Origin of the sequence: Halolactibacillus sp. JCM 19043 (genome assembly GCF_001310395.1) — a bacterium.
Taxonomy (GTDB): Bacteria; Bacillota; Bacilli; order Bacillales; family Amphibacillaceae; genus Halolactibacillus; species Halolactibacillus miurensis.
Map to the genome: position 1 here is coordinate 52,805 of NZ_BAXD01000012.1, position 17,747 is coordinate 70,551.

The following is a 17,747-nucleotide window of genomic DNA, read 5'->3' on the forward strand; positions in this document are numbered from 1 at the left end:
TATCGGTAACTCTTTTCGTTTTTTTATTCACAAGTTAGCTATTTCTGGTATAATAAAGACGTGTAAGCACTATCAATTGTTTAGGGGGCGAAACAAATGAGCTATAAACAAGCTTATGAAAAATGGCTACAAGCAGAACAGCTTGACGCAGAATTAAAACAACAGTTAGATGAAATGAAAGATGATGAGAAGAAGTTAGAAGACAGTTTCTACAAAAACCTTGAATTTGGTACCGGCGGTATGCGCGGGGAATTAGGACCAGGAACGAATCGCTTAAATATTTATACAATCCGTAAAGCGGCGAAAGGTTTAAGTAACTACATTGAGAAAAATGGTGAAGAAGCGAAAAAACGCGGCGTCGTGATTGCTTATGATTCACGGTTTAAATCGCCGGAATTTTCTATGGAAGCAGCAAAAGTACTCGCAACCCACGGGATTAAGGCTTATGTGTTTGATGCACTCAGACCAACACCAGAGTTATCGTATGCGGTACGTCATCTCAATTGCTTTAGCGGCATCATGGTAACTGCCAGTCATAATCCACCAGAATATAACGGTTTTAAAGTTACAACGACCAGGGATGCCAAGTGTTACTTGATGAGGCAGAACAAATCGTTGCTGAAGTAAATGCGGTTGAAAATGAACTAACGATTTCAGCAGGTAACGAAGCGGAACTGAAGGCAGCAAACTTGATTGAGATGGTAGGAGAAAATATTGACCGTGCTTATCAAGCGGCTTTATTATCGATTGTACAAGATAAAGATATGATTGCATCTGTCCAGGATGAATTGAAAATTATTTTCACACCTCTTCACGGGACAGGTAATTTACCGGTTAGAGAAGCGCTTCAAAATATGGGCTTTACCCATGTTGATGTCGTAAAAGAACAAGAATTACCTGATCCAATGTTTAGTACCGTAAAATCACCTAACCCAGAAGAAAGTGAAGCGTTCACTTTAGCTATTAAACAAGGAATGGAAACGGATGCGGATATTTTAATAGGAACGGATCCAGATGCTGACCGTGTGGGTGTGGCGACTAAAAATAATGACGGTGAGTTTGTCGTCTTAACGGGTAACCAAGTCGGTGCGCTAATGCTTGATTACTTAATTGAAGCGAAAAAGAAAACGAACCATTTCAATAAAAACTTAACGGTGTTAAAAACAATCGTCACGAGTGAAATTGGCCGTGATATTGCTGAATATCATGGACTAACGACAATCGATACCTTAACAGGTTTTAAATTTATTGGTGAACAAATTTATAACTTTGAATCAGATGAGCGTGAATTCTTATTCGGTTATGAAGAAAGCTATGGCTATTTAGTTGGTGACTTTGTCCGTGATAAAGATGCCGTCCAAGCAGCGATGCTAGCGGCTGAAGTCGCTGCTTACTATAAACAACAAGGTAAGACGCTTTACCAAGGGCTAGAAGCACTATTTGAAAAGTATGGTTTTTACTATGAATCACTGCGATCACTCACGTTAAAAGGTAAAGAAGGCTCTGAAAAAATTGACGCATTAATCCGTGATTTTAGAGAAACACCTCCTACTGAGGTAAGTGAGTTTACTGTTGCGGCGATTGAAGATTATCAGACAAGTCAACGAAAAGAAGTAAAAACAGATCAAGCGTCTACGATTGATCTACCAAAATCAAACGTATTGAAATATTTCTTAAATGATGGGTCTTGGTTCTGTGTGCGTCCATCTGGTACAGAGCCGAAAGTGAAGTTTTATTTCGGTGTGACTGGTAAAGCAGAACTTGAAACAAAATCAAAACTCAATGCGATTGAACAAGCCGTCATGAAAAGAGTGGACGCGTTTGTGACCGCCTAAGTTATTGAGCAATAAATAACTTTTAAACAACCTACTAAGCTGCATAAGCAGTGTTTAGTAGGTTGTTTTTTTATCGATTTCAGACATGGACATACATCTGTGGCTGGGTATCTTAGGATGGATCAATGATTGTCACTTTTGTTAACTAAAAAGTAAATGTTATTGTATTATACATATGTCATATTGATGTTTATATTAATATTGATTGAACTTGTATAAATGCTAAACAACTTGTACTGATAACTTTTATAGAGTATATTATAATTATAATTATGTACGTATAATTAAGTAAAATGAAAACGCTTACTACTCGAATCGACTTGATTAAAACGATTGAACTATCGAGGAAAGGAGCTGGATTTTTTTAGTGTGTGTTCTCATTTTCTTATACGTATAGATCACTCACAGGAGGAATGTTAGATGAAGCGTTTAATGTCGATGATTTTAATTATCTCTTTGTTGCTTCCAACGTCAACTTTAAGGTTAATCGCAGAAACGACAGTACCAGATGAAGAGGGTGGACAAACCGTCTCACCGACGGCTTATTTCCCGTTTGATGGGAATTTAGCCGATCAAACCGATAGTCAAAAAACAGGCACAGCTTGGACACGTTATGAAGAGGGTGTGTCGGAATGGGGAGAACAATCAGATTATACATTCACGTATGAGGAGAATGGGGTGAATCAATCTGTACGATTTGACGGCACAACCGGGATCAAGCTGCCGGATAATTTGCTTACATCAGATACTTATAGCGTAGGCTTCTGGCTTAAGCAAACCGGTGAGATTTCTGATTACACGAGTGCTTTTTATGCAGGCATGGGTCTATCACGAATGGGCTTGTCGCCAGCCATTGGTGGTAAGGGTGAGTACATTTTTCAAGTAGGTGAAACAGATCCTTTACCAGCTAGTTATCACTATCAGCCTTTACCAGAGCTTAACCATGATGAATGGAATCACTTCTTTATCGCATCAGATAGTGGTGTCACAACCGTCTATGTTAATGGTGAAGCAATAGGAACAATGTCAGGTATACCCGACTTATTTACGGGGAGACACAATGAATTTTTACTCGGATTTAATCCCTTTCCAGATGCTTATTATCATGGATTAATGGATGAGTTGGTATTCTATGATGGCACGAACGTGACCGAGTCAATGATTCAATCGTATTATGCAACAACCGCGCCTAGCTTTGGTCATGATAGTATAGAAGAACCAGAAGAGACGCCGGAACAACCGGGTGATGTCACTATATCAAATGAGGACATACCGTCATTACCAGAAAAACAAAACGTCCCAACATTTACGAATGTCAGTGTGCATGACCCATCCATTATCGCTAGTGATGGTTATTTCTATGCGTTCGGGACGCACGGCGAAGCAGCTAAATCAACTGATTTAATGAACTGGGAGACGTTTACTAACGGCTATCAAACACCGGGTAATGCTTTGTACGGGGACTTAAGTGAGAATTTAGCTGAAGCGTTCTTATGGGCAGGTGAAGATGATGCCGATAGTGCTGGCGGTTATGCAGTATGGGCACCGGAGGCGTTCTTCAATAAAGATTATCAGTGGGAAGATGGCACAACGGGTGCTTATATGATCTATTATAGTGCTTCTTCTACTTATATTCGTTCTGTGATTGGCTATGCCGTATCAAAGACAATTGAAGGACCGTATGAACATGTGGATACGCTTATTTATTCAGGCTTCACTGATAAAGAAGCGTATGATGATAAGAGTGAGATCAATAAACATGTAGACGGAACAAATATCCCTGAACTGATTGAACAAGGCGTCATCAGTGGGGTAAGAGACGGTTGGTTTAATAGTTCTGGTGGCTACAAGAACACGCTTTTTACCAATGCGATTGATGCGAACCTCTTTTATGATGCGGATGGCAACCTATGGATGACGTACGGTTCGTGGTCAGGCGGCATCTTTATGCTAGAAGTAGATCAAACAACCGGGAAAGTGATTCATCCAGGAGAGGATGGAACAACCGCGGATGGTCGAATGATTGACCGTTATTTCGGAACGAAAATCTCAGGTGGTTATACGAAGTCTGGTGAAGGTCCTTATGTCGAGTATAATGCTAATGATGGTTATTATTACTTATATGTCACGTACGGTTGGTTAGGCGCAGATGGTGCTTATCATATGCGGCAATTCCGTTCCGAAAACCCTACCGGTCCTTATGTAGATAAAGCAGGTGAACCTGCGGTGTTACCCGTGGGTGTCGGTAATGCAGCGTATGGAAACAAACTCACAGGAAACTTTTTATTTACGCGTGAGACAGGTGAGACGGGTGAAGGAACAGGGTATGGGTATGTGTCACCGGGACATAATTCCATCTATACCGATCAGGCGACCAATCAACAATTTAATGTGTTTCATACGCGTTTCCCGAATCGTGGTGAGCAACATGAACTGCGTGTGCACCAACTCTTTAATAATGAAGATAGTTGGCGTGTAATGGCGCCTCTGCGTTATGCTGGGGAAGTATTAGACACATCAATCAGTGTAGAGGAAATTGTGGGCACATATAAATATTTGAATCACGGTAAAAACAATGCAGTCGAGATCGTTGAATCAACATTGATTGAACTTCATGATGATTATACGGTAACCGGTACGCTTACGGGTACATGGTCATTGGACGGCGCTTACTTAACGATTGATACACAGGAACTAACAGCAAAAGGTGTCGTCTTAACGCAATGGGATGAAACGAGCGCCCAGTGGCTGACGACGTTTACGGCGTTAAGTGAAAACGGGGAATCGTTATGGGGCATCATGCATCCAGCGAGTGCTCTTACAGACGAAGAGAGTGTAACAGAAACGTTATTAGCGCTTGATTTACCACGTGAGACGATTTCAAACGTGACCTTACCAACAACGGGGACCAAAGGGGCGATGATTACTTGGGCATCGTCAAATGCTGCCGTTATTAGTTCAGACGGGACGGTGACACGTCCGGTGATTGGTGAAGCGGATACAGTTGTCACACTTGAAGCAACTGTCACGTTAAATGATGTTGTTAAAACAAAGACATTTGATATCGTCGTGAGGAGTCTAAAACAACCAACCTTACAAGCACACTTTAGTTTTGACGGTCATTTAGACGATGAAACCGGTCAATTCGATGCGGCAATTGTGACAGATGACACCCCACATGATGATGAAACGAATGAGGGGAGTATCTCGTTTGAAGCAGGACAAAAAAACGAAGCGGCTTACTTTGATGGGCAATCAGGTTTAGTGTTACCGGAAGGGTTACTAACAGATAACCATTACTCGATTAGTTTTTGGTTTAACCCTGAAGTGACCACAAACTTTACCCCGTCACTTTTTGTTATGCGTGATGCGGATCATTGGTTCACCGTTAATCCAAAAGGGTGGAATGATGAGATTTTAGTTTGGTCAAGAGTCACCACCCCGACAGAAAAATGGTTTGATGGGATAACGAATGAAGTAGCCACACCAGGTGAGTGGCGTCATGTCGTCCTAACAAATGAATACGGTAAAGGACATATTTACATTGACGGTAAAAAGAAGACGAGCTTTAATAACTTTAATTCGGTTGTTAATGGCGAGGCGCTTACTATCTATCTCGGTGTCAATCCATTTGATTCAGCGTTTAAAGGCTGGATGGATGAACTTGTTATTTACCAGTCCTATACGGTATCGGATCAAGATGTGAAGGACCTTTACCAAGGTGAGGTGCCGGAAGTCAGTACAACCTTACCAGACGTAACACCGAGCGCTCACTTTAGTTTTAATGACCATTTACAAGATAGTTACGGCAACTTTACGAGTGTTACCCCGACAAAAGAGCGCCTGGACCAACCAGGAGAGACCGCGACATTTGTAGAAGCAGGAGAAGGGCGTGCGCTTTACTTTGACGGAGATTCAGGTGTGAACCTAGGGAAAGGGCTGATCACAGAGAAAGAATACACCGTCTCTTTTTGGTTAAAACCAGAGACCCTTGTTGATTTTACTTCCGCCTTTTTTGCGGCAGATACGGCTGAGCGCTGGCTTTCCTTTTTACCTGGCGGCTCACATGGTAATGGGAAAACGAAGCTGTGGTCTGGGACAACGTGGTATGACGCAGAACTCGATTTTATGATCCCGGTCAACGCCTGGTCACAGGTAACATTTACCGTTAGTTTTGGTCATGTTCAAATCTATATTGATGGTGAAAAAGTTTATGAAGGTAATGATTTCCCGGATGTCTTTCAGACAAATGAAGCGACATTTGGTCTTGGGGTCAACTACTGGGATTCACCATATAAAGGCTATATCGATGACGTCATCATTTATAATGGACAGGCGTTAGATGATGAAGCAATTTCGGATTATTATGATACGACTCATCCTCTTATAAAAGCGGGGCCTGAGTTTGATGAGGTCGTGGTCGGGTCAGGAGACGAGGACGAATCAGAAGGTAACCCTGATTCAGAAGATGAGGATGACTCAGATGAGATGACGCCAGTGCTTGTCGATGCCGTCGCAGGTTTTGATCGCGTCATATCGGACGATGAAACAGCTGTGTATCAACTAGACTTACCAAATGGTAAGGTTACATTTACTGAAACACTTGTAACCGAATTAGACGATTCAGGGCATATTGAATTAACATCAGAACAGTTAACCGTCAGTATCCCGGTCAGTGCCTTAAAAAATCACGGCCAAGTCACACTGACAATGGAAGATATCACCGATAGCTTGTCGGCAATGATTGATCAAGACGCCTATCACGTTATCAGTCGTTTTACCCGTTTTGTTTTATCAGGGATGATCAAGCGATTGACTTTAGTGAAGAAGGGATTACACTAAAGATGAAGATCGACCCGACTAAAGTATCCGATTGGACCCGTTTAAATATTCTTTATGTCAATGATGATAACGCGATGGTATTTGACCACAATGCAGATATTATATCCGTGGATCAAACAACAGGTGAAGTTATCATGCATGTGAAGCATTTTAGTAGCTACGGTTTAATCGAACAACTAGTGGCAGACGATAACGATGATATGACGCCACCAGAGGAATCAGATGACGATGTAGTCGATGACGACACTGACAATCCAGATGATCAAGCGGACGCAGATAAAGAGGAAGATCACGAATCCGATCAAGCAACACCAGAGGATGATCCAACGGATGAATCAGCTTCGCCTGATGAAGATTCGCACGAAGATAACCAATCAGAAGAAGAAGGTAATCATGAAGCGTTACCGGAGACGGCTACAACGATGTATCTCTTCATGTATTTTGGGTTCTGGTGTGTATTACTTGCGGGTGGATGGCTAATGTATCGTCGACAGTTTCATTTGTGAGATAAAAAAGCATTAAAAAAATAAAATGCACAGACAAATGACGGATACAAACTAGAAACAAACCTCTCATTTTGGCTAATGAATCGGCCAAATGTAAGAGGTTTGTTTTTTGTTTTACCTTTTTAAACAACTTTCTTCCACAAATGAAAGCGACAAACAGTCGTCTTTCAAGCATGAAAGCAAGCGCCTTAGGAACAGATTTTAAAAAAGAAAGGGCCCGAGACAATCATATCTCGGGCTCTTTGTGAGTTAAAGAGAAGTTAAATCAATCGATGGGGTTGTGAGTGGCTCGCTTTCTGGCTTACCGAATAAGTAGCCTTGGAATAAATCAAAGCCGGCTTGTTTGAGCCAGTTGAATTCTTCTATTGTTTCAACGCCCTCTGCTAGCGCCATCGCGTCGAATTGGTCACGCATCTTTAGAATTTCTTTTGCAATCCGTTGTTTGTCAAGATCTCGGTTGACATCGCGAACGAAGGTGAGATCAAGTTTGATATAGGGTGGTTTTAATTCTTTTAAAAAGTTCAGCGTATTGTAACCACTTCCGACATCATCTAACGCATATTGAAAACCATTATCTTGATAGTACTTAAGGATTGATTGAAGGTGAGCCGTATCTTTTACTTGTTCTGTCTCAACGACTTCAAACACAAATCGAGAGCTATCAATATCAAGCGCATGGGCAAGATCTGTCGTTGTTTTTAAACAAAATTCAGGTAAATAGATGGCGGTTGGAATGAAGTTGATAAAGCCTTTTTGGTTCGGCAATAAGCGTTTCACATGTCGAACGGCATTAATGCGACAAATACGGTCTAAGGCAAAGGTCCGTCCCCGTGTTTTTGCGGCAGGAAACATCACATCCGGAAATATTTTCTTACCTTGGCGATCGACAAAGCGCGACAACATCTCATAAGCAAAAATCTCCCCGTTAGACTTAATAATCGGTTGGAAATGCATCTGAATGAACGGTTCAAACAACAATTCATCAACCCATGAGGCGTCTTGATAATCTTTAAAGTCGCTTAGTGGTAACCAGTCATAGCTATTGATTTTAAATGTAACATCAGTCGCTAAGTCCATAGCCAAAAGAAAGTCGACTAATTCACGTGCGCCTTGTTCGTGGGTCGTTAGTTGATCCTCCTCTATATCCATCGGGAAGTTGTGTTGGGTGAAATGATTTTTTATTAAGTCAATTCGTTCACGATCAAGTGAAAAGGTAATCTTATGTCCAACGATCGTACAGTGGGGACAGGGCATGAAAGTGTCCTCCTTCTAAATTTTCGATAATCATGACTAGCCTTATTGTACCATATTAAATGAATCAATGTATAAAAAACGCATAAAAATAGCACGTAACCGCGGCTTGGTTACGTGCTTAAATCATAGAGAAGAAAGCTTATTTAAGACCTCTTGTCTATCAATATAAACGTGATGTTACAATCGTTAGGCTTTGATTGGTTTCTTTAATAGACCGAGCATCATGGCTGAGATGACAGCTCCAATTAAGATAGAGACAATATACATCAGGGCACTACCTTCCACGAGTGGAATAACGAAGATCCCACCGTGAGGTGCAGGAAGACCAATCTCAAAGAACATGGATAAGGCGCCAGATACTGCTGAACCAACAACAAGCGAAGGAATCACGCGTCCCGGGTCAGCTGCCGCGAATGGAATCGCGCCTTCAGTGATAAAGCTTGCCCCCATAATAATGTTAGACACACCAGCATCACGTTCTTCTTTAGTAAAACGATTTCTAAAGACAAATGTCGCAAGCGCAATACCAAGTGGTGGCACCATACCACCCGCCATAATCGCCGCATGTGGTGTTAAGAATCCTTCTGCGATCATCGCAATACCAAACGTATAGGCTGCTTTGTTAATCGGACCACCCATATCAACGGCCATCATACCACCAAGAATTAAACCGAGTAAAATCGCGTTACCAGTCCCAAGTGATTGTAACCAATCACCTAAGGCCGTATTAAAGGCACCAACCGGTTGTTCAATAACATAAAACATAATGATCCCGGTTGTGAAAATGCCGAGTAATGGATAAATCAGAATCGTTTTAATCCCATCAAGTGATTGTGGGATATTGGCAAACAATTTCTTTAACAGTACGACAATGTAACCTGCCATAAAACCAGCAATTAAACCACCAAGGAAACCACTTGTCCCTTGAGCTGCCATAAAGCCACCAACCATACCAGGGGCGAGTCCAGGCCGGTCAGCGATACTCATCGCAATAAATCCAGCCAATACCGGAATCATCAGACCGAAAGCATTTCCGCCACCAATCGTATTAAGCGCCCGGGCAAATTCATTGTACGTTTCATGACCTTCCACGTGTGCCTCAATCCCAAACATAAAGCCAAGGGCGATTAAAATCCCGCCCCCGACAACAAACGGCAACATATGACTCACACCGTTCATTAAGTGACGATAGAAAGCATTCTTTTGTTTGCCACTACTTGCGCTAGTCGATCGGTTACCACTGCCGCGGTAAACAGGTGCATCAGATTTGAGCGCGTCGTTAATCAGTTGTTCAGGACGACGAATCCCGTCGGTAACACCTGCTTGAATGAGTACTTTTCCGCTAAACCGCTCTTGGTCAACATTTGTATCAGCCGCAATAATAATCGCATCGGCTGAGGCAATATCTTCATCGGTTAAGACATTTTTCGCCCCACCAGACCCACGTGTTTCGACTTTGATATCAACACCTAAGTCTTTCGCTTTTGCCTTTAAGGCATCGGCGGCCATATAGGTGTGGGCAATACCGGTTGGACAACCGGTTACAGCTAGTATGCGTTTCGTTGAGTGACTCATCTGTGATTCACCTTCCTCGCGTTCAGCTTCTTTTTGATCGATTAAGTTTAAGACTTCTTCTTTAGAAGAAGCTGTTAATATTCCTTCACGGAAACTTTCATCCATCAACATACTCGATAGTCGGGCTAATGTATCAAGGTGTTCATTGTTTGCCCCAACAGGTGCGGCAATCATAAAGAACAAGTGACTGTCTTTTCCGTCAAGCGCGTCGTAATCGACCCCTGACTGACTCCGACCGAAGGCAATCGCTGGTGTTTTGACGGCCTTAGACTTCGCATGTGGAATCGCAATCCCATCACCAATCCCTGTTGAGGTATGGGCTTCGCGTGCGAGAATGTCTTCTCTAAACTGATGCTTGTCATTGACTTTTCCTGCTGATAACAATACCTCAACCAGTTCGTCAATCGCGGTGGCTTTGGATGTTGCGGACATGTCCAGTAAAATTGTGTCTTTTGTCAACAATTCAGTGATTTTCATGTGTTACCCCTCCTGAAAATAAAGTCTTGTACTGTAAAAATAAAAGATAAAAGTGCGTGTGTCTTACTATAGATTCATCATAACTGAAACGCTTACAAAAATCAATCATTTTCTATCATTTTAAATCAAAAAAAATCAAATAAGTTCAAAAACGTGTGATTTTAACGATTTTATAAGCGGTTAGCGGCGGAAATATTGCTTCGGGTGAATATCTACAGCGATATGTGAAGGGGAAAGTCAGTCTGATGGTGAATGGGAAGTAGTGATGTCTGTTGTAATTGAAGGAAAGAAGGGCGTTTGAAAGGCCATAAACTAAAAAAAGAAAAAGGCGATGATTGAATGTGAAGCATTATGATTGTAAATGATGCATATAATGAAAAAATCTCCTCGTATTTGACGAGGAGATTCGTTAATTATGTTTGATCAACCGGTGTTACGTAAACCAGCGGCAATACCGTTAATGGTTAATAGGACTTCGCCAAGGAGTTCATTGAACTCTTCTGAGTCTTCTTCGACTTGACGTAAGCGACTCACAAGTTGCACTTGTATTAAGTTCAGCGGATCAACGAGTGGGTTACGTAAACGGACAGATTCTTTAATATTTGGTTGGTGATCCATTAAATCATCTTGTTGGGCGATTTGTAAGACCATGTCTTTCGTTATTTTATGTTCATCACGGATATCATTAAAGATTCTGACCGCCATCTCTTGGTCATCAATCATATCAGTATAAGCATCGGCAATTTCTAAATCAGCTTTTGTGAGCGCCATTTGTAAGTTGTTGATGGTCGCACGGAAAAATGGCCATTGTTGGTACATTTCACGTAACAGTTGAATGTTGCCTGTTTCATCTAAGTACGCTTTTAAACCAGTACCAGCTGCATACCAAGCCGGAATGAGTTGACGTGATTGTGTCCACGCAAATACCCACGGGATGGCACGTAAATCTTCAAATCGGTTACTACCTTTACGTTTCATTGGACGAGAACCAATATTTAAGGCACCTAGTTCGTTCAGTGGTGTCCCTTGGTTAAAGTACGATAAGAACTGATCATCATTAAAGACAAGGTCTTGGTACTTCTTCAGTGATACTTCAGAAATAAACGCCATCGCATCTTTCGCTTCATCAGATGGCATCTCACGATGCTTCTCTGTTTGTCTTATCCCAGCAATCGATGACAGTAAGACACTTGTTGCTTGTTCAAGTGAACGATAAGCAATGTCAGGAATTAAATAACGAGAAGAAAGCACTTCGCCTTGTTCGGTAATCTTCACACCATCACCAAGTGTAATCGGTGGTTGGGACAAGAGACTAGAGTAAAGTGGACCGCCCCCACGACCGAGAGAACCTCCACGTCCATGGAAGAACTTCAGTTTCACGCCGTAGCTTGAAGCAACGGAATGAATGTCTTCTTGGGCTTTATATAGCTCCCAGTTAGCGGTTAAGTTTCCGCCATCTTTAGAACCATCAGAATAACCTAACATAATCTCTTGAGAGTCTCCGCGAGCTTCAATGTGCTTACGGTACAACGGAATATCAAATAAGCTTTTAATGATCGTTGGACCATTCTTTAAGTCATCGATCGTTTCTAGAAGCGGCGCAACATGGAGACGACTTTTCACATGTCCGTCAGGGTAGACGCGGTAAAGACCTACCTCTTTAGCAAGCACGAGTACTTCCAGAACATCACTCACAGCTTCTGCCATACTAATTAAGTAGACCTCAATCGCACGCTCACCGAAGGTGTCTTTTGCGAGCTTAATCGTTCTAAACGTTTCAATCATCTCTTGAGATGATTCACTAAACTCATCATAGATTGAAATGAGTGGACGAGGGTCTTGCAGGACTTTAGTTAAGACATGTTGCTTCTCACCTTCAGAAAGGGCTTTATAATCTTCACTAATACCTACTTGACGTAAGATTTCAGTGATCGTTGCTTCATGTTCCCCGCTATGGTTACGGACATCAAGTGTCGCTAAGTGGAAACCGAACAGTTGTACTTGGCGGATGATGTGACGTAATAATTTAATCGGGTTACTTTTTGAATGATGATTCTCTAAGGAATCTTGGATTAACATTAAATCTTCTCTTAAAGCATGGGCATCAATATAAGCACCTGGTTGGTCTTCTGATGTAAGTCTTAGTCTGCGCATCACCATACCAAGTTTTACGCGGTAAACTTCATCTTGTTTATGCCAACCACGGTAGTTTAGTTCAGCTTTATCTTTTTCAATCGATTCAAGTAAATCTTCACTCACGTCAACCTTTTTCGTCGATTGACTCAGTTTTTCTTTTAGCTTATCGATTGACTCCATATACTTTGTTAAAACAAGTGCGCGTTGTTCTTTTAATGTTTTATAAGTAATTTTTGCGGTGACGTTCGGGTTACCGTCACGGTCCCCGCCAATCCAAGAACCAAAGCGCAAGAAAGCAGGTACGTGGAAGCGATGAGAATATTTTTCATAAAGTAAATCTTCTAAGTCTTGGTGTAAGACTGGTAAGACATTAAAGAGGACTTTATCAAAGAAATATAACCCGTTTGACACTTCTTTCATTACAGATGGTTTCTTCTCACGAATCTCTGCTGTTTGCCAAAGAATCGTCATCTCTGTTTCAATTTCCTCTTGGATCACTTTCTTATCATAGCGTGTATAAGAAAATTCCCATTGTTTTAAGAGATCAGCAATTCGTTGGTGAATCCGTAACATCGTACGGCGTGTCGCTTCGGTAGGGTGGGCAGTAATGACAAGCTCAAGCGATAAGTCTTCTAAAGCTTTCTCTACTTGCTCAATGGTAATGTCATGGTTATAGAGTTCATTCACCCCAGCCTCAAGAGAACGTGGTTGGATGATTGTATCATCTTCCATTTGATATTCTCTACGACGTCTGATGCGGTAGTTTTGTTCAGCAATGTTATAAAGTTGAAGGTTAACACTAAAAGCACGAATGACTTTATTTCTAAGTTCAGGTGCTAGTTTCATAATTTCTTGATTGAGTTGATCAAAGTTACTTGGAGAGGCTTCATCCCTTAGAGCTTTTGAAAGCTTACGGAAATATTTCACCGTCTCTAGTAATTCTTCTCCACCTTCATTAAACAGCACCGTATCAAGGATGTCATTTAAATACACGACGTCTTGATTCAGTGTCGTGTTTCCATTAGTTTTTTGTTGATGCATTGAATCACTTCCTTTCAAGAGTTTATATTGTTATCACTTTAGTGATCAACGAAGACCATATTTCCTCTGCTTGTGAATTGTTAACCTCACGTCTTTATATGGTAACTATATTCTATCATACCATAAGATTTTGCAAAATAACTGAAAAGTATGTAAATTTAATAGAAATAAACCGCTATCATACATGTATGAGATTAAAAAAACCAACAATCCTGCTTATCAATCCCTTACAGAGAACATACGCGGGTCTGTTTAAAGGTTAAAAGATAAATGTGTGATCAAAATAAGCGTGTTTTTTTGGAGGAAATAAACAGAAATGACTGAGGAATCAACGATTTAATTGGCAGAAAGCACAAAAAAAGTAAAAGTTAAATTTTTTTTTAAAAAACTATTGATAACGCTTACAATATTGGTTATGATAGTCATGTAGCAAGCGAGCTGCATCCCTTCGCAAGTATTGGCCTGTACATAGAAATCATTAGTGATTTCATTAGATGTACAGGTATTTTTTTGTCTTTTTTGCCTTTAGAAGCGAGCGGCGTGTCTAACGAAACATAATAGGGTGTTAGTGAAAAGGGTATGCTTGGGCGTGCGAAAGATAGATCAAACAAGGTATAATGAAAGAGATAAGCGTGTTAGATAAGAAAAAATGTGTAACTTAAAACTATATATATGTAGAAAGGTGAGAATTATGAAACGATATATTCTATCAATTGACCAAGGAACGACGAGTACGCGTGCTTTTTTAGTGAATCAAGCAGGCGAAATTGTCGCAAAGAGCCAGCGTGAGTTTGAACAGTTTTTTAAAGAACCAGGTTGGGTAGAACATGATGCGAATGAAATTTGGACATCGGTCTTATCATGTATGGCAGAAGTGTTACGACTAGGAGATATACATGCGAGTGAGATTGAAACGATTGGTATTACTAATCAACGTGAAACAACGGTTATTTGGGAAAAAGACACCGGACGTCCTGTCCATAAAGCGGTCGTTTGGCAATCGCGCCAAACAGAAGCTATTTGTCAGGACTTAAGACAACAAGGGTTTGGGTCAATGATCCAACAAAAAACAGGACTCTTGATTGATCCGTATTTCTCAGGAACTAAAGTAAAATGGATTCTCGACCAAGTTGACCCAGATAGACTTCGAGCGAAGCAGGGAGCGTTCATGTTTGGGACGATTGATACGTGGTTAATTTATAAATTAACCGGTGGCAAAGTCCATAAGACCGATGTCACAAACGCCTCGCGAACGATGCTGTTTAATATCCATACACTCGACTGGGATGCTGAGCTATTAGACCTCTTTGGCGTTCCGCGCAATATGATGCCGGAGGTAGGGGATACGTCTGGTGATTTTGGCCAAACAGTGAGTCATCATTTCTTCGGTTACACTGTGCCATTACCGCATGCGCTGGTGACCAACAAGCCGCGCTCTTCGGTCAAGCGTGCTTTAGTAAAGGGATGGTAAAAAATACGTATGGTACTGGTTGTTTTATGTTGATGCCGACGGGGCATGAAGCGGTTCATTCGGATTCTGGACTTTTGACAACCATTGCTTGGGGACTAGATGGTGAGGTGACGTATGCACTAGAAGGCAGTATCTTTGTCGGTGGCAGTGCTGTTGGTTGGTTACGGGATGGTCTTAGAATGATTGATGAGACAGGTGACAGTGAAACGTACGCGACACGAGTAACCTCAACCGACGGGGTCTATGTCGTACCGGCCTTTGTTGGTCTTGGTACACCGTACTGGGATAGTGACGCGAGAGGAGCCATGTTTGGTCTTACACGAGGGACAACGAAAGAACATGTCATCCGGGCGACACTTGAAGCAATTTGTTACCAGACAAAAGATGTACTCGATACGATGATGAAAGATGCTGGTGTGACGTTACATACGTTACGTGTCGACGGGGGAGCGGTGAAGAATAACTTCTTAATGCAGTTTCAAAGTGACTTAATGGATGCACCGGTGGAACGGCCAGTGAATAATGAAACAACGGCCCTTGGGGCCGCTTACTTAGCCGGTCTTTATACCGGATTCTTTAAAGATAAAGACACCATCAAAGCCCGCTGGAAACAAGATAAAGCTTTTTATCCGCATATGGAAACAATGGAGCGACAAAAGCTCTATCATGGCTGGCAAAAAGCAGTGGAAGCAACACGTGTCTTCAAAGTAGAAGAAAATTAATGCTAACAGGCAGCACACCACTTTGAGATGGTATGCTGCCTGTTGTGGTTGTATGGATTAATCGATTAATGTTGCGGCTTTGGCATTTTTTCTTACCTGTTCAGGCGTTTTACAGCTGGAATAACGGTCGTGACTAAATCATTTTTTAAGCACCAGCTAAGAGCCCAGGTAGCCATGTCTGTTCCTTCAGGCACTTCTTCTTTTAATAGGCGTTCAACTTCAAGTAATTTTTGACGTTGTTCTTCTTTATCATGACGCGACCGGACATCATTCACGCCGAAATGATCACCCGGTTTATATTTACCAGTTAAATAACCGCTTGCGAGTGGTACGCGTGCTAAAATCCCAAGATTATCTTGTTTTGCGACCGGGAAGATCGTTTCTTCCACGTCGCGAGTTAAACGGTTATAAATAAGCTGAAGGGCTTCCGCTCCGACAGATGTTGCTTTTGTCGCCTGATTCACACTTGGATCATTTTGCAGTGAAAGGCCAATATGTTTGATTTTACCGCGTTCTTTTTGTTTATCTAATAGAGTCCATAAGTCGTCATTATCAAACTCATGGGCTTTAAGTGAATGTGATTGATATAAATCAATATAATCTGTCTGAAGTGACAGTAAAGAATCATCCAGTTGTTTTAATACCTCATCTGCCTTTACGTGACGTGTGCGTTCAAAGTTATCATGGAAATGATGGCCGAATTTTGTGGCAACCACCCAATCTTCTCGGTTATGACGTTTTAAATAATTACCAATCAAGCGTTCAGATAAATGATCGCCGTAACATTCGGCTGTATCGATTAAATTGATGCCTTCTTCCTGCGCAGTATGAAGAATCGCATCGACTTCTTGTTGGGTAAAATCTTTTCCCCATTCACCACCAAACTGCCACGTGCCAACGCCAATGACAGATAAATCGAGTGAGGTGCTACCTAATTTACGATATTTCACAGTCATTCTCCTCTCCAAAGTCTATTCAACCTAAGTGTAATGAAAAATGAATTCGGATGCAAAAAAATACACCCAATGACGTGATTGGGTGCCAATAAGGGGGACAATCTAATTTGAAAAATACGCTACTTCACTTGACGTGTAACTTCAGTTAGGTCGTAAAGGAAGTATCTATTCCAAAATTGTAACCGTTTTCATTATAAGATATCGCAATGGTTTTTTCATCGACCTAAAGATCTATTTATTTAGAAATTAATGGTATGGAAAAATATCCTTTTGAATAATTCTGAAAAGAGGAGTATAATGAAAGTTAAACCCAAGAAAGGGGAACTGTAAATGGCATACTATAATAACCGTCGTGAACCAGTCGAACAAGTAGAAACAAAGGTCTGGTCATGTACAAATGATGATTGTCAAGGTTTCATGCGTCTCGATTATAGCTTTGATGAAAAACCGACCTGTCCGTTATGTGGATCAGAAATGAAAGAGGATACGCGTACGTTACCAAAACTTTCATAATGATGAATCAAGTTGGTATCAACTTACATGTACTTATTTATATTTTTTCTTTTGGGCAGGTCACATGGTGACCTGTTTTCTTTTTTGAAACCTGAATAGTAAAGTCAAATGGATAAACTTTTTAAAGAGATTACTTATCCGTTTATGGGACAGAGATTGTTGCGGTAAGGTTAGTGTATAAGGTTAGGAAAAATAGCTGTTTTACACGTATTTCCTACATAAAAATACATGACATGCTTTTCTTTTTTAAACCTTAACATATCATCGAAACACGCCCGAAAAAATGACAAAGAATGATATAATATAGCATATTCATTCTAAAAGGTGGTGGAAATATGGAAAATGAGATGATGTCCATGTTGCATGCGATTCATGATCAATTAGGGGTGATAAATCATCGCTTAGAAACAATAGATCAA

At 41.1% G+C, this 17,747-nt stretch carries 6 protein-coding genes and 3 pseudogenes; 5 read left to right on the plus strand and 4 right to left on the minus strand.

Going from position 1 to position 17,747, the window contains the following annotated elements; translation table 11 throughout:
• Positions 1-96: 96 nt before the first annotated feature.
• The 3 genes and pseudogenes from JCM19043_RS07805 to JCM19043_RS07815 all read left to right on the plus strand — a co-directional run bounded on the left by JCM19043_RS07805 (position 97) and on the right by JCM19043_RS07815 (position 7,183).
• Positions 97-1,835: pseudogene (locus tag JCM19043_RS07805) on the plus strand (phospho-sugar mutase).
• Between the two features lie 420 nt (positions 1,836-2,255).
• Positions 2,256-6,677 (plus strand): LamG-like jellyroll fold domain-containing protein, encoded by a 4,422-nt coding sequence (locus JCM19043_RS07810; protein WP_062321456.1) that lies wholly within the window; start codon positions 2,256-2,258, stop codon positions 6,675-6,677.
• 2 nt (positions 6,678-6,679) lie between these two features.
• On the plus strand, positions 6,680-7,183 hold the full coding sequence (locus tag JCM19043_RS07815; RefSeq protein WP_062321459.1) for an LPXTG cell wall anchor domain-containing protein: 504 nt from the start codon (positions 6,680-6,682) through the stop codon (positions 7,181-7,183).
• A 249-nt stretch (positions 7,184-7,432) separates the two neighbouring features.
• Here the strand turns inward: JCM19043_RS07815 and JCM19043_RS07820 are convergent, their stop codons facing one another.
• The 3 genes from JCM19043_RS07820 to ppc form a co-directional block, all read right to left on the minus strand.
• The gene (locus tag JCM19043_RS07820; RefSeq protein ID WP_062321460.1) at positions 7,433-8,437 is read right to left on the minus strand and encodes an EAL domain-containing protein; all 1,005 of its coding nucleotides are present in this window, start codon (positions 8,435-8,437) and stop codon (positions 7,433-7,435) included.
• A gap of 186 nt (positions 8,438-8,623) precedes the next feature.
• On the minus strand, positions 8,624-10,489 hold the full coding sequence (locus JCM19043_RS07825) for a PTS fructose transporter subunit IIABC (protein WP_062321462.1): 1,866 nt from the start codon (positions 10,487-10,489) through the stop codon (positions 8,624-8,626).
• 423 nt (positions 10,490-10,912) lie between these two features.
• Entirely contained in the window at positions 10,913-13,666 is a 2,754-nt protein-coding gene (ppc, locus tag JCM19043_RS07830; RefSeq protein WP_062321464.1) for a phosphoenolpyruvate carboxylase, read from the minus strand.
• Positions 13,667-14,357: 691 nt separating this feature from the next.
• Between ppc and glpK the strand changes: the two are divergent.
• Positions 14,358-15,859: pseudogene (gene glpK, locus JCM19043_RS07835) on the plus strand (glycerol kinase GlpK).
• A 57-nt stretch (positions 15,860-15,916) separates the two neighbouring features.
• Here glpK and JCM19043_RS07840 read toward each other — a convergent pair.
• A pseudogene (locus JCM19043_RS07840) lies at positions 15,917-16,809 on the minus strand (aldo/keto reductase).
• Between the two features lie 336 nt (positions 16,810-17,145).
• Between JCM19043_RS07840 and JCM19043_RS07845 the strand changes: the two are divergent.
• The gene (locus JCM19043_RS07845; RefSeq protein WP_062321466.1) at positions 17,146-17,328 is read left to right on the plus strand and encodes a cold-shock protein; all 183 of its coding nucleotides are present in this window, start codon (positions 17,146-17,148) and stop codon (positions 17,326-17,328) included.
• Positions 17,329-17,747: the final 419 nt, after the last annotated feature.